Genomic DNA, 17,492 nt, shown 5'->3' on the forward strand with positions numbered 1-17,492 from the left:
GCAGCCATGAAAACCTTACGAATTCGCATTGTGGGCGGGTCACTCGGTGGCCTATTCGCCGGCATTCTTCTGCAGCAGGACGGCCATGAGGTTAAAATCTACGAGCGCTCCTCGTCCGGCTTGGCCGGGCGAGGGGCGGGGCTAGTTGGCCAACGCGAGCTTTTCCAGATCCTTCGCATGATCGGATGCGAGCACGTTGCCCGCATCGGCGTTGTCGCCAAGGAGAGGATCTATTTCAACAAGGATGGAGGCGTGGCCGAACTCCTGGCGACGCCGCAGACCCAGATTTCCTGGGATGTTCTCTATTCTACGGTGCTCTCACATTTGGCGCCTGACAGTTATGTCACCGGTCGTCCTGTCGACCACTTGGTCGAAACGAGTGACAATGTAAGATTGATTTTCGCAGATGGTAACACCGAGGATGTCGACCTAGTAGTTGGAGCCGATGGCCTTGGTTCCGTCGTTCGCGGATTGCTCAATGGACAGAGCGGGAACGAGTATGCAGGTTACGTCGCCTGGCGCGGTCTGGTTCGGGAAATCGCGCTGCCGGTCGAAGCTTCGGTCCTTGTTGATCGCTTCGCCTTTTACGTTGCACCCGGCATTCACATCCTTGGCTATCTTGTCCCTGGCCAACAGGGTGAACTCGAAAAAGCAAAGCGGCGCTACAACTGGGTATGGTACCGACCAGTTTCGCCTGAGAATCTCAGATCGATCTTTACTGGCGCAGAAGGCCAGGTCTTCACGCACTCGCTGCCACGCGGGGAGCTGTCAGATGAGCGCTTACAGGGGTTGAGGCATGATGCAGCGGCGCTCTTGCCTCCTCAATTTGCACTTGCTGTAGAAGCGGAGCCTCATCCCGCGATCCAAGGGATATTCGACTATGAATCCCAGCGCATGGTATCACGATGCGTTGCACTGATCGGCGACGCAGCCTTTGTCGTGCGTCCACATACGGCCATGGGTGTTTCGAAAGCAGCGGGTGACGCTCTCGCGTTGCGCAACGCCCTGTCGAAATCGGATGATCTGGCGGAAGCGCTTGGTCGTTATGAGCAGGAGCGCTTGCCGGCCGGTAGGCAGATTGCCGCCTACGGACGCCGGCTTGGGGCTTCCGCTCTATGACACGTGAAAGTCGGTATGCAGCAAAGCGGCGGTGCCTAGCCAAGTTTATATCCGAGGACACGGCGGCACGGGATCTGAATAGGTTTGGAATCGAATCGTGGATCGGGGCGAAACCTTTCGGGTCGCCTCGTGAATTGGAGCGCTTCGTGATCCACTGTTGTCGCCGGATGGGCTGATGGAAATTCTCTCTTTGATTGTTTAAACCTTGTGAGAATGACGCTCGAGACCTGGCATAGGCCTGTCACTCCAGTCCCTGAATCGGCAGATCATCGCTCTCTTCTCTGACCGCGATCTGGATTTCATGACTGTCCCCATCAGTTGCAGGTGGTTGTGAAGAACAGTCCCGAGGGGGATGATGGCATTGTCATCGCGCCCCAACAGGCCGACCTGGACAAGCCGGCCACCAGGCGCAAGACTTCTGATATTGCGGGCCAGATAGGACCCGCCGACAAAGTCGATGATGAGGTCCACACCGCGCGAGGCTGTGACGTCAATGATCTCTGCCTCGAAGTCAACCTGCTTGTAATCGAAAACTGTATCGGCGCCGATTGCCAGTACGTTTTCCATGTTGCTTTCAGACGCAGTGGCCAGCACAGTGGCTCCAGCAGCCTTTGCAAGCTGGACAGCGGCCGATCCCCTGCAGCAGCATGAACCAGCACTGTCTCTCCCGCTGCGATCCTTCCGAGATTTGACAGCGCTTCCCAAGCCGTCACGAAGCTCTCCATGACGGCAGCTGCCTCCGTGAACGACATGCCGGACGGAATGACCACCGCCATGCCGCTGTCGAGGCGGGCATATTGAGCATATGCGCCACCACCGACGATCCCATGACGCGGTCGCCAACTGCAAAACGGGTGACTGCATTTCCAATAGATATCACTTCTCCTGCGACCTCAAGCCCGAGAATATCGCTATCGCCATAACGCTGGGAGCCATAGACGCCTTCACGTTGTAGAAGGTCAGCGCGGTTGACGCCGGCCGCCATCACCTTCACCAGAAGATCGTCGGGGCGCACTTCGGGCATGGGGACATCGGCAAGCCGCAGCACATCAGCGCTTCCGAAGTCATCGAAGACGATCGCTTTCATCGCACGGCGCTCCCTTACTTCGAAAGCGCGCGCCGGGCGATGCCGGCGGCAAACAGCGGGGTTTCGCGTCTGTTGTGGTCGCCGCCTGCGGCCTGGCGGGCCGCCGCAGCTTCTTCGTAGGTGACTCCATGGTCCTTGATAAAGCTCATGAACGCATCCGTCGGATGGGCTGTGACCCTGTTGGTGTAGCGCGTCCTGCTATCGTCGATCTTCTCAGCAAGAAGTTCCCAGACGACATTGACCTGGGTTCTCCCATAGGCAGTGAAGACATCCGAGATTGAGTTCATGCGGCAATAGGTCGGCTCGGCGACTTCGGCCACATAGTGCTGTACGACGAGGCCTGAGCCGATCTGTTCGACATTGATCGACATCCGTCGACCATCGTCAGTCCAGGTGACGCCTGCTGCAATGTGGTCGGGTGGGCAGCAGCGAAGATATTCCGCTTCAGGCAGGTTGAACAGCCAATCGACAATGTCGATCTTTTCGAACGGAACGTCGATCTCTGCGCAATAAGCGGATTGGGAGAGAATTGTATCGAGGACCTTGACCATTGGAGTGTTCTTTCTGTTTGGTGGGCAAAACCGCCCGTTGACGAAAAGGAATGTGCTCCGAATGGCCTTGGATGATAACGAACTGAATGGTCGGAACGGTTTTGCGTCGTAGGCAAAGATGAGGGATCCACGCTTTGCCGAACATTTGGCTGTTTACGTCGACGTCGTCCGCGCCGGCAGCTTTTCGGCTACGTCTCGGCGCCGGGCTGTCACTCCCTCGGCTGTCGTTCGACAGATCGATGCGCTTGAGCAGGACCTGGGAGTAGCGTTGCTTGTCCGTTCAACACGCGCATTTTCGATGACGGATGCCGGTCGGCACCTCTTTGAGCGTGCCCAGCGCCTGCTCGATGAACTGGCCGATACGCATGCCGAGGTGGCTGCGTTCGACAGTGAGGTCAGTGGCACAGTGCGGATCGCCTGCTTCCCGACTTTCGGAAAACGATATGTGATCCCGGTTCTGGCATCGCTCGCACAGCAATATCCGAGATTGCATGTTGAGCTGGATTTGACCGAACGGCTGGCCGATCCGGTCGCGGAGCGTCTTGATCTGGTGGTGAGAATGGGGGAGCTGTCGGACAGTACGCTGATCGCAACCAAGTTGGCAGCCCACGACCGCATCCTCGTGGCAAGCCCTGCCTATCTTGATGAGTACGGCGTGCCGCAAAGCGAAGACGCGCTTCGCAATCATCGTCTTCTCGACAAGCTCCATGGCAATGATCTTCTTGGATGGTCTAGCATTCTTGGCGCATCGACAGCGGAGGTGTGTGAGAACGTTGTATTCCGGTCCGACGATTTGAAGCGCTCAACGGGGCTGCCTTGGCTGGGATGGGTGTGGCGTTCCTGCCGAGCTGGGTATCGGGACCTTCGGTGAAGGCGGGTGATCTTGTACGCATACCACTATCGGGCGAAAGGTGGAATGAAGTGGCTAGCGGAATCTATCTTCTCCGTGCCCTCCAATCACCGCCTCCGAAAGTAAAAGCGTTCACGCAAGCGCTGAAAGATTACGTCGGAACCCCACCTTGCTGGAGCTGAGAGGCGTAAACGAAAAAGTTAACCAAGCAGAGCTTCTAAGCTGACGCGGCGCCTGAATATTGGAGATATTGCATTTCATTCAACGCCCCTAATGGCATGGGCCATTATCCGCTTTTCCCTCTTGAGCGCCCTGCAGCCGAAGTTAAGTTCAGCTATCGGCCCCAAAGTGGTCATTGCATTCATGCAAAGGCAATGTCCGAAATTAAGGAACTCCGACCGGATGTCTCCTGCGATAACTGGGTCGTCGGTTCCGATCCGTTCAAGAGCTAATCAAAGCCATTTGCGTTTCTTGTGTAAGCCCTCTCGAGCGCTTTGAACTTTGACGGTTCACAGATAATCTTGCTGAACTAAGAAAGGTTGGGTGTTATGACCGCATTCACCGTGCGTGTTTCAGACGGGGCGGCTAGTAAACTCGACCAGATCGCGCAAAAGCTTGATCGCTCTCGCTCTTATATGGCAGCCCAGGCCATCGAGGATTATGTTGCTCTTGAAGAGTGGCAAATTGCTGAATGAATGTCTCGAATGAGCCCAGCTGGCTGCGTCCAGATGCACTAAGGCCCCGTTCTCAAGTTCAACGATAGTTTGCAATGCTGTCCGGAGTCTTGCCACGCAGAAGCTCCTGTAGGGCTTCTACGCGCTGAGGATCGTGCGGGGTGTCGGCCGAGTAGATCAAAAGACGATCTTTCCGGGGTATCAATTTACGAAACCAGTTTACTCCCGGCGCTCCGAACGTGCGTTGTCACAAACGACGGAGGCTGACATGTGAAGCCGAAGCATGCGCAAAACATCAGAATATTTGAACCACTTATGCCGGGCTTAATCGGTTCCCTCGGCCGTCGAAGAAATGCAGGCTTCCAGCGCGAGCGGTAACCAGGCATTCGGTGTCCACCGCGATCCGGGACCGCCCCGAAACTCGAAAGACGATGGTTTGCCCATCCGCGAGGGTACCGTAGACATAGCTTTCCGCGCCGACGAGCTCCACCGCCTGGATACGCACTCTTGCGCTGAAAGCCGGTTCGATCGTGCCCTCGGCCAGGTGAAGATCCTCAGGTCGTATACCAATCGTCGTGTCAGCGCCACCAAGGCCGCCACCCGGCGAAAGCGCAATTTTACTGTTTTCAGTAGCTTTCAGAAGATTCATGGAAGGCGAGCCTATGAAGGTCGCAACGAAGGTCGTAGCGGGGCGTTCATAGAGCTCAATGGGTGCGCCGACCTGTTCGATCCGTCCGCCATTCAGCACCACCAGCCTATCGGCCAGCGTCATGGCTTCCATCTGGTCGTGCGTGACATAGACGCTCGTGGTTGCTAGAGACCGTTGCAGTCGCCGGATCTCGACGCGCATTTGAACACGCAGTTTGGCATCGAGATTTGAAAGCGGCTCATCGAACAAGAACGCTGCCGGCTCGCGAACGATAGCGCGACCCATCGCAACGCGCTGCCGTTGGCCGCCTGACAGCTGGCGCGGCTTGCGCTCGAGGAATTGCTCTATCTCGAGCGAACGTGCCGTCGCCGCGATGCGCCGTTCGATTTCGTCCTTGGGCATGCTGCGGTTTTTCAAACCGTAGGAGAGGTTCTGGCGCACCGTCATATGCGGATAGAGCGCATAATTCTGGAAGACCATGGCAATGTCGCGGTCGGACGGCTCCAGCTGATTAACCACGCGACCATTGATCGACACCGTGCCCGACGTGATGCTTTCCAGACCGGCAATCATTCGTAACAGAGTTGACTTGCCGCAGCCGGAAGGTCCGACAAGGACGACAAGTTCGCCATCCGAAATATCGAGCGAGACGCCCTTGATTGCATCGACGCCACCGCCATAGGTCTTGCGGACATCTTCCAAGGTAATTCCAGCCATTATTTTTCCGTCTCCACAAGACCTTTGACGAACCAGCGCTGCATCAGCACGACGACGAGGATGGGCGGAATGATCGCCAGGATCGCCGTTACCATCACAAAATTCCACGGTGTTGCCGCGTCGGCGAAATCCACCATCTTCCGGAGACCGATGATGATCGTCGACATCTTCGCGTCGTTGGTGACGAGCAGCGGCCAGAGATATTGAGTCCACCCATAGATGAAGAGGATCACGAACAGGGCGCCGATATTGGTCTTCGACAATGGCAGTAGGATATCGCGCATGAAGCGGAACGGGCCGGCATTGTCGATGCGGGCGGCTTCCAACAATTCGCCAGGGATGGTCAAGAAGAACTGCCGGAACAGGAACGTCGCGGTTGCTGATGCCATCAGCGGCAGGGTTAGGCCGGCATAGGTGTCGATCATGCCGAGATCCACGATGACCTTGTAGGTCGGCAGGATGCGCACCTCCACCGGCAGCATCAACGTGACGAAGATCATCCAGAAGAACACCATCCGCAGCGGAAAGCGGAAGAAGACAATGGCGAAGGCCGAGAGAAAGGAGATCGCGATCTTGCCGGCGGCGATGATGACAGCGACAACAAACGTGTTCCAAAGCATCCGTTCAAGGCTGACGCCGACCACGCGCTCGACACCGCCGCTCAGCGCCTCGCCATAGTTCTCGACGAAATGGCCGCCGGGCAGCAGGAAGATCGGCGGCCGCAAAATCTCGGCCGACGTCATCGTCGAGGCAACGAAGGTGTAATAGATCGGGAAGGCGACGATGATAATGCCGATGACCAGCATCAGATGGCCGATGAGATTGGCGACGGGACGCTTTTCGATCATCGGTAAGCCTCATGCATAATGCACACGCTTCTCGACGAAGCGGAATTGGAATGCCGTCAGCGCTATGACAATCGCCATGAGGATGACGGACTGAGCCGCGGAAGAGCCGAGGTTGAGATTGACGAAGCCGTCATTGTAGACCTTGTAGACGAGGGTCTCCGTCGCCTTCGCCGGCCCGCCGCCGGTGACGGCATGGATGATGCCGAAGGTGTCGAAGAAGGCGTAGACCGTGTTGACCACCAGGAGAAAGAAGGTCGTCGGCGCAAGCAGGGGAAAGACGATCGTCCAGAAGCGCCGGTTGCCGCGGGCGCCGTCGATGGATGCGGCTTCAAGCAAGGATTTTGGGATTGCCTGCAGTCCGGCAACGAAGAACAGGAAATTGTAGCTGATCTGCTTCCAGGCGGCGGCGATGATGACCAGCACCATGGCCTGATTGCCGTTCAGCAGGGGGTCCCAGGCAAGTCCGTTGCGGCGCAGGATATAGGCCAAGGTACCCATTGCAGGATTGAACATGAAGAGCCAGAGCATGCCGGCGACGGCGGGTGCGACGGCGTAGGGCCAAATCAGTAACGTTCGATAGAGTGCCTGGCCGCGCACCACCTTGTCGGCGGCGGTCGCAAGCGCGAGCGCGACGATCATCGACAGCAGCGCCGTCGCGATACTGAAGATTACCGTCACCTGGAGGGAATGCAGGTAGGTCTCGTCGGATAAGATGGCGCGAAAATTCGCAAGCCCTACGAAACCGCTCTTCAGTCCGAAAGGGTCTTCGCGCTGCGTCGATTGATAAAGCGCCTGGCTTGCCGGCCAGAAAAAGAAGACGACCGTCAGAATGATCTGCGGTGCGACTAGGAAATAGGGAAGGATCTTGTTAGGAAAGACGACGCGCTGCACGGCGATCTCCTGTTATGGGGAGCTGCCCTCAGCCTTCGTGGCCGCGGGCAACCGTCAGTGCAATCAATTGCCGATGGCTTGCTGGATGGCGGCGTTGCCGCGTTCGACGGCCTTGTCGAGTGCCGTCTTGGCATCTTCCTTGCCGGCCAGCATCGCCTCGAACTCCTCGTTCATGATGTCGCGCACCTGCGGCAGGTTGACCAGGCGAACGCCCTTGGAGTTGGCGGTCGGCGGCTTGCCGAGCATCTGCAGGATCGGCGTTTCACGGCCAGGATTCTTGTCATAGAAGCCGGATTTCCTGGTTTCCTCGTAGGCGGCCATCGTCACGGGCAGATAGCCGGAAACCTGATGCAGGCGTGCCTGGATCTTGGTCTGCGACAGGAAGTGGAAGAATTCGGCAATGCCCTTGTATTCGGTGTCGCTTTTGCCGGCAAACACCCAGAGGCTGGCGCCGCCTGGAATAGTGTTCTGTGGACGGCCTTCGCCTTCATAGTAAGGTAATTGGCCGATGCCGTAATTCATGCCGCTCTTGATGATGTCGCCGAGGCCTCCCGACGATTCCGTCAGAATGCCGCATTCTCCGGAGGTGAAGAGCTGCTTGGCCTCCGACGTGCGGCCGCCATAGCGAAAAGTGCCGTCCTTGGCGAGATCGGCGATCGACTGGAAGTGTTGGACGAAGAGCGGTGCATTGAAAGCCAGCTTGACGTCGGTACCTGCGAGACCATTTTCATTGGAGCCATAGCTGACATTGTTCCAGGCGGCGAAATTCTCGGTCTGAATCCAGGTGAGCCAGGTCGAGGTGAAGCCGCAGGCTGATGCCGCACTCGACTTGATCTTCTTGGCGGCGTCGAAAACGTCAGGCCAGGTTTTCGGCGGGTTCTCGGGGTCGAGCCCAGCCTTCTTGAAGGTATTCTTGTTGTAATAGAGGATCGGCGAAGACGAATTATAGGGGAAGGAAAGCATCGTGCCATCCGGTTTGGAATAGTAGGAAACGATGCCGGGCAGATAGAGCGATTTATCGAATGTATAGCCACCCTTTTTCAGAACATCGGCCGCGGGCATGATCGCGCCCTCCGCACCCATCATCACGCCGCTGCCGGCATCGAAGACTTGCAGGATGGCTGGCGCCTGCTTGGCACGAAATGCAGCAATGCCGGCATTCAGCGCCTCCGGGTATGTTCCCTTGAACACGGGCACGATCTTATAGTCCTTCTGGCTGTCGTTGAACTCCTTGGCCAGCTGTTCGACCACCTCGTTATTGGCGCCTGACATGGCGTGCCACCATTGCAGCTCCGTCGCTGCAAACGCGTGCGATGATCCGGCAAATGAAATTGCAGCCGCAATAAGGCAGCTCCAGGTGAAGCGATTGGACATTATTCCTCCCATTGTCATTCCTTCCGTGGAACGGATTGACCGACCCTCCTCGATCGGCCTGCAGACCTTGCCAGTACATACGCGGTATTAGGCGAATAACTTGCAAGCGCGTTCATTCAAACTAATGTCTACACAGCTCTTGTCTACCGGGAAAACTCATAAGCCAGCTATCTTTTTGAGATCATCGATCGCGCCCGGAGCGGCACCCAGAACTACAGATCCCTTGGTCAGACCTTCACCTTCCGTCGGGAAGGGATGGTACCAGCCGCCGGCTTCCTTCACGAGGCAATAGCCGGCCAAGCAATCCCAGGCGTGCATATATGGTTCGTAATAGCCGACCAGGCGGCCGGCGGCGACATAGGCGAGCATGAGAGCGCCCGAGCCGTTGCGGATGAAATTACCCCCAGCTTCGAGAACCCGCTCGACCATCTTCGCGACAAAGGCCGGCGAGACATGGTTGTTGGCGCCGATCCCTGTTACGGCATTGCGGATGTTGCGTGAGGAATCCAGCTTGAGGCTCTTGCCGTTCAGGGTGGCACCTTTGCCCTTTCCGGCTACATAAAGCTCGTTGTGACATGGTGCCGAGATGACGCCGACTACGGGAATGCCGTCATGTAGAACTGCGATCGAGACGCACCAGTTTGGCATTCCGTGGATGAAGGGGCTTGTCCCATCGATCGGATCGACGACCCAGGTATAGCCGGAGGTACCCGTTTCCAGACCGTATTCCTCGCCGAGGATACTATCCTGCGGGTGGGCTTCACGGATGCGGCCGCGGATGAGATTTTCAACTTCGCGATCGGCGATCGAGACGAGATCCTGCAGGTCGCGCTTGGTTTCAATGATCAGGGTCTCGCGCCGCTGAAAATAATCGAAGGCGAGCTTGCCGGCGTCGCGAGCGATAGCCTCGGCAAGGGCGAGACGTGCTTCAAGATCGGCAAGAGGAGCGGATGTCATGGGTAAGTCCTTAATCGTCTGATGTGTGACGGCACTTAGCCGCCGATGACGGCAATGCCACGATCCTTGAAGGCGATGGTGACATCGGTATGGGGAGGAAGGGCGGTATCGACGGTTGTGTCGACGACAAAGAGCGAGCCGTGGCCCGTCTTTACCTCATATTCAACGTGGTCGCCGAGATAGGCGGAGTGGGTGATCTGGCCATTGAAGAGGCCGCTGCCGGTCGTTGGCGTCAGCATGATGGCGTTCGGTCGAACGGCCAGTTGGGCAGGGCCCTGTTTGATCGAACGATGGATGACCTTATGACGAAGTCCTTCGATCGCGATCGTGGCGATCTCGCCGTCGGTCTCGATGACATCGCACCGCATGACATTGGCCTCGCCCATGAAATCGGCGATGAAGGCGGAGGCCGGGGCATCGTAGAGTTCGCGCGGCGCACCTTGCTGCGCAATACTGCCATCCTTCATGACGATGATGCGATCCGAAACGGCAAGCGCCTCGTCCTGGTCATGGGTCACATAGACGGCGGTAAAGCCAAGCCGTTGCTGCAATTCGCGAATATCCGTCCGCACGCGCCGGCGTAGCCGGGCATCAAGATTGGAAAGCGGCTCATCGAGAAGCAGCACCTGCGGCTCGACGACGAGCGCACGGGCCACGGCGACGCGCTGCTGCTGGCCACCGGAGAGCTCGGCCGGCAGGCGCGCGCCCATACCGGCAAGGCCGACAAGACCGAGAGCGTCTTCCGCTTTCTCGCGCGCCGCCTTGCGCTTCATACCTGAGGATTCCAGTCCGTAGGCGACATTGTCGAGGGCCGTCATGTGCGGAAACAGAGCATAGCTCTGGAAAACCATCGACACGTCACGTTCGTTGGCCGGCAGCATGGTGACATCCTTGCCGCCGATCAGGATGCGGCCAGACGAGGGTTGTTCAAGGCCCGCCAGCATGCGAAGCGTCGTCGTCTTGCCGCAGCCGGAAGGGCCGAGCAATGTCACGAGCGTACCGGGCTCGATGGTGAGCGAGAGATCGGGAATGGCGGTAAAGGCGCCGAAGGTTTTTCGGACATTCTCGAAGACGACGGAACCGGGGGCCTTCGGATTCATGCTGTTTTCTCCTGAACAAGGGATGCTGGTGCAGCCGGTGACGGCGTCATCGCGACGCGGTTTACGCGCCGCAGCCGCCTTTCTCCGACGAGCAGCTGGAAGCCTGCGATGACGGTGATCATCACAACGATCAGTGCCGAGGAATAAGCGATCGCGACGCCATATTCACCATTCTCGACTAGGCCGACGATATAGGCGGTGGACATGTTATATTGGGCGCTGACGAGAAAGATGACAGCGCTTATCGAGGTGATGGCCCGCACAAAGGAATAGACAAGTGCTGCGGTAATTGCCGGCCGCAGCAGCGGCAGGATCACCTTCCGAATGGTGCGCAGGCTGTCGGCTCGCAATGTCAGCGATGCCTCATCGAGGCTTTTGTCGAGCTGGCTCATGGCGGCAACGCCACCGCGCACACCGACCGGCATGTTACGAAACACGAAGCAGGCTACGAGAATCAGCGCCGTTCCGGTCATCTCCAGGGGCGGCAGGTTAAAGGCCATGATGTAGCTAATGCCGATGACCGTGCCGGGGATGGCAAAGCTCATCATCAGCGCGAATTCGAACAGGCCGCGACCGACGAATTTCTGACGCACGATCAGATAAGCCGTCAGCAGGCCGACCGCAGCCGTCAAGGGCGCGGAGATCAGGGCGATCTCCATCGTCGTCCAAAAGGAGTTCCATGCGACGCCGGTCCAGGCAAGACGGCCATCGTCGCGCAGGCCGATCGAGAAGGCCTTGACGTAATGTTCCGCCGTCAGCGTGTTGTCGAGACCCCAGGTGCGGACAAAGCCGCCGAAGAGAATCATGACGTAGACGACGACGGTAAAGATCGTCCACGGGATGACGAGGGCGTGGACCGCAATCGAAACAGCGCGCGGCAGCGCGCCATGAACGCCGGAATCGCCCTTGCCAGTCACGGTCGCGAAGCTCTTTCCTTGCAGCCAAAGACGCTGCGCGAGGAAAGCGCTGAGCGTGAAGACGAGCAGGATCATGGCGAGGACTGCCGCGCGCGATGGATCGTTTTGCGCGCCGACCACGCTGAAGAAAATTTCCGTCGACAGAACGCCATGGCTGCCGCCGAGGATCATGGGATTGCCGAAATCCGCCATGCTCTCGATGAAGCCGATCAGAAAGGCATTTGCCAGGCCGGGTTTCATCAGCGGCAGGGAGATCCGCCAGAAGGTGCGCCAGCGATCGGCACACAGCGTCTGTGATGCTTCCTCCATCGACGGGCTGACCCCTTCGACCACGCCGATCAGAACAAGGAAGGAGATCGGCGTGAAGGAGAGAACCTGCGCGATCCATATACCCGTCAGGCCATAGAGCCAACGGCTGGGTTCCGTACCGAAGATCGAAGCTGCGGCCTGTGTGACGACGCCGGCGCGGCCGAAGAGTAGCGTCAGTGCTAGACCGACGACGAAGGGCGGCGTGATGATCGGCAGGATCGTTAAAAGCCTCAGTCCCTTCTTGAAGGGGAAGCGGGTGCGGGTGGCGACAAGGGCAAAGCAGAGCCCAAGCAGTGTCGATCCGCCTGCCGTCAGGATGGCGAGCCAAAGTGTGCGCCAGGCGACACCGCAACGGTCGCCGCCTATCACGCAGCTAAGGCTCCAGATCGAGGAATCCTGGATGTTTGTCATGAAGCCGCTGGGATCGAAGGATCCGTCAAACGACTGGAAGGCTCCGACGAACATACTGCCGACGGGATAGAAGACGAAGATCGCGACAAGGACAATCAGCATGGTAATGGCGCTGACGATGAAGGCATCGCCCTTCATTGCGCCGCGTTCGGCAAGGCCGAAGGAAAAGAGCAGGACGAAGACGATGCCAAGGGTAATAGCGCCGGTGCCCATCGCAGGCTGGCCGTCCGCCAGCGCACCGAATATGGTTTCGCTGATCGACCAGCTCCAGCCCGACGACGTGATCGCGAGTCCCTGCAGCGACAAAAAGGCAAAGCCCAACGCACCGGCAAGGACCATGAGCGCACCGCGCGACATCGGACTAGATATGAAGCGCGCGATGCCACCGAGCATAAGGAGCCCGGCGGCGATCGCGAGCCACCATCGGCCGTGACTGACGATTTGCAGGATGCCAGGCGCTGTGGAGGGGTCGCCTGGAAAGCTGCCCAACCAACCAAGGCCGAAGAAGCCGCCCTCAATGCGATACCATGGGAGTAGTATCAGGGCAGCCATGCCGAAGATGAGCGCGACATCCAGCCGGCGTTTGCTATTTGTCATGGTCAGATTCGCATCCCGTTCAGCAAGATTCGGAGATGAAGCAGGCCGGATGCACGAGGAACCGGCCTGCGAGCGCAATCGAAAAATCCATCAGTTGGCCTTGGCGCCGATTTCCTTGTCCCATCGGGCAAGCAGAGCCTTGCGGATCGCGGGGTCGCCGTATTTCTTGAAGTCATAGTCGATCAGCTTGATCTCCTCGAACTTCGGCGCTTCCTTCGGAACGGCAGCCGATTTGTTGGAGGGAAGCTGGTAGGACTTGGCATCCTTCATGTGCGATTGTGCCTCGGCGCTGAGTGCCCAATCGTACCACTTCTTGGCGTTGTCGAGATTTCTGGCGCCCTTGATGATCGACATGGAGCCGATCTCGTAGCCCGTGCCCTCGCACGGTGCGACAGCCTTGATGGGAAAGCCTTCGACGGTCTGCGCAACCGCGTCATGCATGAAAACGATGCCGATCGTCGATTCCCCGCGTGCTGCCGCTTTCACGGGAGCTGAGCCCGACTTGGTATATTGCGAGATATTCGCATTCAGTTTTGAGAGATAATCGAAAGCCTTGTCCTCGCCCATGATCTGCACGAGTGTCGCCAGCGTATTATAGGATGTCCCCGATGAGTTCGGATTGGCGATCTGGATCTCGCCCTTGTAGGAGGGGTCAAGAAGGTCGGCCCAGCATTTGGGCTCCTTTAAGCCCTTCTTCTTCAAGATATCCGTGTTATAGCCCCAGCCAAGCGCTCCCGCATAAACGCCGACCGTGCGGAAATTGGCGCTTTCGGCCTGCTTCTTCGCCCAATCCTGGAGCTGGTCGAAAAGCGGTGATTTATATTCCAGCGTCAAGCCCTCGCTTGCTGCCTGCAAATGTGGGTCGCCGGTTCCTGCCCACCAGATGTCCGTCTTCGGATTGCGTGCCTCGGCGCGGATCTTGGCGTAGGTTTCGCCGGCCGAAAGCCGAACCATATTGACCTTGATGTCGCTCTGCTTCTCGAAGAGCCCCTTCATCACGTCGCAGACTTCCGGATCCGCCGAGCAGATTACGTTCAGATCGCCCGCGGCATGCGCCGACCAGGCAATAAAAGATATTCCCGCGGCGAGGGCTGCCGCGGCCATGTTGACCAATCGCATGATGTCCTCCTGCTATGCGGCGCCTCCACGCCAAGCGCTTTTGCAAGCGCGTGCAAATGCTGCATTGGTTAGCTCGTGCTGTCAATTGCTACTGTCATAAAAGTTTCACAAAATTTGTTGAGTCGACTATTGCACGCGATTGCAAACTGTGATGGAGTTTTGATGAAGTAGGGGAGGCGGCGTGTCGCAACGAGATTTTGTCAGTGCTGAGGAAGTTGCGCAACGGGCGGGTGTTTCGCGCTCGGCAGTTTCTCGCGCATTCACGCCAGGGGCGAGCGTTTCTGACGCTACCCGGCAAAAGATTCTACGTGCGGCAGAGGAGCTTGGATATCAGGTCAATCATCTCGCCCGCGGGCTGATGCGCAATGAAAGCGGCATTGTCTGTCTGATTGTCTCGGAGGTGGCGACACCTTATCGGTCTGCATTGCTGCGCGAACTGACACAGCAGCTGCAGATCGTCGGCAAAGTCGCCATGCTCATCAACACCGATCGCTCCGATGGCAGCGTCGATCGCGCGCTTCAGCAGGCGATCCGATATAGGGCGGATGCATCGATCATTCTCTCAGGCCTGCCCGACAAGTCGATCACACAGCTCTGCCTGAGAAGCGGGCAGCGGCTCGTTCTGATCAACAGAGACGACGACCAACCGGGGCCCTTGCGGATCAATCTCGACGATCGCGAGGCGGCAGGGCGTGTTGTGACCGCGTTCGTTCGTGCCGGCTGCACCAGGCTAGCGTTCGCGAACTCAGAAGCCGGCACGCCAAGTTTGAGTGCGCGTGAGGCCGGTTTCGTCGCCGCCGCAAAAGCCCAAGGGCTTGATGTGATCGTTGAGCGATATGGCTGGACCGGATACGAGGCTGGCAAGGTCGTCGCGCAGCGGCTGCTAACCCGAAGCGAACGGCCTGACGCGGTATTTTGCGCAACTGATCTGCTGGCTTGTGGTTTCATGGACGCCGCGCGGCACCAGTTTTCGATCTCGATCCCGGATCAGCTGTGCGTCATTGGCTTTGACGATATTGAGCAGGCCTCATGGTCGTCTTACGATCTGACGACCTTTACGCAACCCGTGGCGGCAATCGCGCGGGAAGCTGTGACATGGCTGAGCAAGAGCCCATCATCGGACAGGCTGGAGGGCCATTCCGTAAGATTGCACGCCGAGCTTACATGGCGAGGCTCGGTTAGGGGAGGGTAGGCTCCTGTCGATCGATGCCGATGAGCTTGGGGAAGTCGACAAGCGGCGCTTAAATGAGGTCCTGCTATTCTCGATGAACATCGAAAATGCCGGAAGTATCCTTAACCGGAGTCTTCCGCCACATCTTGCGCAGTGGCCGCGCAGCGGGTTGAACGTTTCGAAGGGGGCAGGTTGAGCTCGCTCCGCTATTCGATCCTTTGCGGTCCAATCAGCGGCCGGCCGCGGCACTCGTCATGACGCAGGGTGAACGTGCGGCTCGGATGCTTGCAGGTGAGAAGGTTGTGTTTTGCGGAGCGGAGCGCGAAGGTACCGAAGCGCGTTTCTTGCGTCAGCGGCAAGGTGGCGTCGAGGCGGTAGAGACAAGCTCGCTCCATTTCGATCTATCGCGTCGTAGTCGCTGCTGTATATCCGGTGCTTGCGAAGCGTGGAGAGCTTCTCCAGAGCCGTACCCCAAGGCCAGACGCCAAACTGTCTCAGAAACGATGCCTAACCTGACGAGCTCAATGGCATGACGTCAAAGAAAAATCGCGCAAAGGCCGCTTCTCCGAAATCAAAGCCCCTGCTGCAACAACTCGCGCGTACGCCGGAAAAGCTGTTCGCGGGCGCCTTCCGCAATCAATATGGCGCACTCTGCTTCCGCTATAAGGATGGTGGTGACGAGATCGATATACTGGTGGTCACGTCGCGGGATAGTGGACGTTGGATTGTGCCGAAGGGTTGGCCGATGAAAGGCAGGGAGCCTCACGAGGCGGCAGCGATCGAAGCTTGGGAGGAGGCGGGGGTGCGTGGCGAGGTCCGCAAAGCGCCGATTGGCCGGTATACGTATCTGAAGGAGCTGGACGATGGCAAAGTCGTGCCCTGCGTCGTCGATCTGTTCCAGCTAGAGGTGAAAGAGAGCCAGACGGAATACAAGGAGAAAGGACAAAGGCGGCTGGCGTGGGTCAGTCCTGAGGAAGCGGCACGGCGCGTGCGCGAAGTCGAGCTCAAATCACTGCTCGTCACCTTTAGACCGCAGGGGAGATAAGCGCCTGCGCTTTGGTTGGCGACCGCGGCTAGTGTGGAAGCGGAGGCGCATTTGCGGGCGTATCGCGAAATTTCAGGATTATACCCCGAGCGGACTGTATTTTCTTGGCATCGGTGATGAGCTTCGGAGCGTTGTTGCTTTGGCCAGACCGCGTCGTCGGCGGTTTGGATCCTATCTGGGAGAGATCAGTCCAGCACCCGAGAACCTGATCAATCGCGACTTCCATGCAAACGCGCCGAACGTGAAATGGTTGACAGACATCACCGAGTTCCAGATACCTGCGGGCAAGGTGTACCTTTCGCCCATCATCGACTGCTTCGATGGCATGGTCATCAGTTGGTCGATTGGAACGCAGCCAGACGCGGGGCTGGTCAACACCATGCTGGATGCAGCCATTGGGACCGTGGTCGATGGCGAGGAACGGCCAATCATCCATTCTGATCGGGGAGCCCATTATCGCTGGCCCGGCTGGCTAACCCGTATCAGCGAAGCGAAACTTGGTTCGCTCGATGTCCCGAAAGGGATGCTCGCAAGACAACGCCGCGTGCGAAGCGTCTTCGGCTGGTTGAAAACCGAACTCTTCTATCCACGCGACGGGAAGGCCATCACAATCGAACAGTTCGTTACCGAAGTGGACGCCTACATCCGCTGGTACAATGAGAAGTGTATCAAGATATCGCTGGGATCTCTCAGCCCGGTCGAGTATCGTCAGAGCCTCGGCCTGAACTTATGAAGCAGTCCAACTTTTTATCCGCACCCCCTTATGCGCCTAACCGGCTCAGTTCCGCGTGAAAACCAACAAGGGAGATTGGAGGCCGACCGAAATCTTGTTGAGCGAAGCTTCACACACGTAATGGTTGTAATGGAAGATATAGATGAACTCCAGGCCTGGCGTTTGCTTGAGAAGTCTCAAGACGTGATGCGGTTTCGGGGGGCTGAGCCAGAACGAACTCATCAGAGCCGGATAAAGGCCGGGGTTTTCGGATCGAGATGTGGTTCCCGCATGGGGAGAGTTCGCCAAATTCGGCATGCTGATTACCGCTGCGCCTGCAGACGAATGGCACGGCGGAGTGGGTGCTCAAGCGGATGTTTCTTCCGAGAGCGCC

15 protein-coding genes and 2 pseudogenes are annotated in these 17,492 nt (G+C 58.0%); 6 read left to right on the forward strand and 11 right to left on the reverse strand.

Features of this window, described 5'->3' with window-relative positions:
• Positions 1-6: 6 nt before the first annotated feature.
• Positions 7-1,119, forward strand: a complete 1,113-nt coding sequence (locus I8E17_RS30155) for an FAD binding domain-containing protein (protein ID WP_069615728.1) — start codon at positions 7-9, stop codon at positions 1,117-1,119.
• 198 nt (positions 1,120-1,317) lie between these two features.
• On the opposite strand, the gene I8E17_RS30160 is transcribed toward I8E17_RS30155, so the two are convergent.
• From I8E17_RS30160 to I8E17_RS30170, 3 genes are all read right to left on the reverse strand, one after another.
• Positions 1,318-1,713 (reverse strand): zinc-binding dehydrogenase, encoded by a 396-nt coding sequence (locus I8E17_RS30160; protein ID WP_229002235.1) that lies wholly within the window; start codon positions 1,711-1,713, stop codon positions 1,318-1,320.
• Positions 1,714-1,828: 115 nt separating this feature from the next.
• Positions 1,829-2,206 (reverse strand): alcohol dehydrogenase catalytic domain-containing protein, encoded by a 378-nt coding sequence (locus tag I8E17_RS30165; RefSeq protein WP_069615729.1) that lies wholly within the window; start codon positions 2,204-2,206, stop codon positions 1,829-1,831.
• 14 nt (positions 2,207-2,220) lie between these two features.
• Entirely contained in the window at positions 2,221-2,757 is a 537-nt protein-coding gene (locus I8E17_RS30170; protein WP_069615730.1) for a hypothetical protein, read from the reverse strand.
• 118 nt (positions 2,758-2,875) lie between these two features.
• On the opposite strand from I8E17_RS30170, the pseudogene I8E17_RS30175 reads away from it, so the two are divergent.
• Positions 2,876-3,789: pseudogene (locus tag I8E17_RS30175) on the forward strand (LysR family transcriptional regulator).
• A gap of 366 nt (positions 3,790-4,155) precedes the next feature.
• Positions 4,156-4,299, forward strand: a pseudogene (locus tag I8E17_RS30180) (ribbon-helix-helix protein, CopG family); the annotation flags it as partial.
• 295 nt (positions 4,300-4,594) lie between these two features.
• Here the strand turns inward: I8E17_RS30180 and I8E17_RS30185 are convergent.
• From I8E17_RS30185 to I8E17_RS30220, 8 genes are all read right to left on the reverse strand, one after another.
• Positions 4,595-5,647 (reverse strand): sn-glycerol-3-phosphate import ATP-binding protein UgpC, encoded by a 1,053-nt coding sequence (locus tag I8E17_RS30185; protein ID WP_113367527.1) that lies wholly within the window; start codon positions 5,645-5,647, stop codon positions 4,595-4,597.
• The gene (gene ugpE / locus I8E17_RS30190) at positions 5,647-6,495 is read right to left on the reverse strand and encodes a sn-glycerol-3-phosphate ABC transporter permease UgpE (RefSeq protein WP_113367528.1); all 849 of its coding nucleotides are present in this window, start codon (positions 6,493-6,495) and stop codon (positions 5,647-5,649) included. The genes I8E17_RS30185 and ugpE overlap by 1 nt, the downstream gene beginning before the upstream one ends.
• Positions 6,496-6,504: 9 nt before the next feature.
• On the reverse strand, positions 6,505-7,386 hold the full coding sequence (gene ugpA / locus I8E17_RS30195) for a sn-glycerol-3-phosphate ABC transporter permease UgpA (RefSeq protein WP_069615839.1): 882 nt from the start codon (positions 7,384-7,386) through the stop codon (positions 6,505-6,507).
• 63 nt (positions 7,387-7,449) lie between these two features.
• On the reverse strand, positions 7,450-8,760 hold the full coding sequence (gene ugpB / locus I8E17_RS30200) for a sn-glycerol-3-phosphate ABC transporter substrate-binding protein UgpB (RefSeq protein ID WP_069615840.1): 1,311 nt from the start codon (positions 8,758-8,760) through the stop codon (positions 7,450-7,452).
• 156 nt (positions 8,761-8,916) lie between these two features.
• A complete protein-coding gene (locus tag I8E17_RS30205; protein WP_069615841.1) occupies positions 8,917-9,717 on the reverse strand; it encodes an inositol monophosphatase in 801 nt (266 codons plus the stop codon).
• A gap of 35 nt (positions 9,718-9,752) precedes the next feature.
• Positions 9,753-10,817, reverse strand: a complete 1,065-nt coding sequence (locus tag I8E17_RS30210) for an ABC transporter ATP-binding protein (protein WP_113367529.1) — start codon at positions 10,815-10,817, stop codon at positions 9,753-9,755.
• On the reverse strand, positions 10,814-13,051 hold the full coding sequence (locus tag I8E17_RS30215) for an iron ABC transporter permease (RefSeq protein ID WP_113367547.1): 2,238 nt from the start codon (positions 13,049-13,051) through the stop codon (positions 10,814-10,816). Before I8E17_RS30215 ends, I8E17_RS30210 begins: the two co-directional genes overlap by 4 nt.
• Before the next feature lie 90 nt (positions 13,052-13,141).
• The gene (locus I8E17_RS30220) at positions 13,142-14,170 is read right to left on the reverse strand and encodes an ABC transporter substrate-binding protein (protein WP_113367530.1); all 1,029 of its coding nucleotides are present in this window, start codon (positions 14,168-14,170) and stop codon (positions 13,142-13,144) included.
• 181 nt (positions 14,171-14,351) lie between these two features.
• Here I8E17_RS30220 and I8E17_RS30225 point away from each other — a divergent pair, with 181 nt between their 5' ends.
• The 3 genes from I8E17_RS30225 to I8E17_RS30235 all read left to right on the forward strand — a co-directional run bounded on the left by I8E17_RS30225 (position 14,352) and on the right by I8E17_RS30235 (position 17,119).
• Positions 14,352-15,362: a substrate-binding domain-containing protein gene (locus I8E17_RS30225; RefSeq protein ID WP_113367531.1), complete on the forward strand. Its 1,011-nt coding sequence runs from the start codon at positions 14,352-14,354 to the stop codon at positions 15,360-15,362.
• A gap of 508 nt (positions 15,363-15,870) precedes the next feature.
• Positions 15,871-16,386 (forward strand): NUDIX hydrolase, encoded by a 516-nt coding sequence (locus I8E17_RS30230; RefSeq protein ID WP_113367533.1) that lies wholly within the window; start codon positions 15,871-15,873, stop codon positions 16,384-16,386.
• Positions 16,387-16,525: 139 nt separating this feature from the next.
• Complete coding sequence (locus I8E17_RS30235; RefSeq protein ID WP_229002236.1) at positions 16,526-17,119, forward strand: IS3 family transposase; 594 nt, start codon at positions 16,526-16,528, stop codon at positions 17,117-17,119.
• The last annotated feature ends 373 nt before the right edge of the window (positions 17,120-17,492 follow it).

Source organism: Rhizobium sp. AB2/73, assembly GCF_020871915.1.
GTDB classification, from domain to species: Bacteria; Pseudomonadota; Alphaproteobacteria; order Rhizobiales; family Rhizobiaceae; genus Rhizobium; species Rhizobium dioscoreae.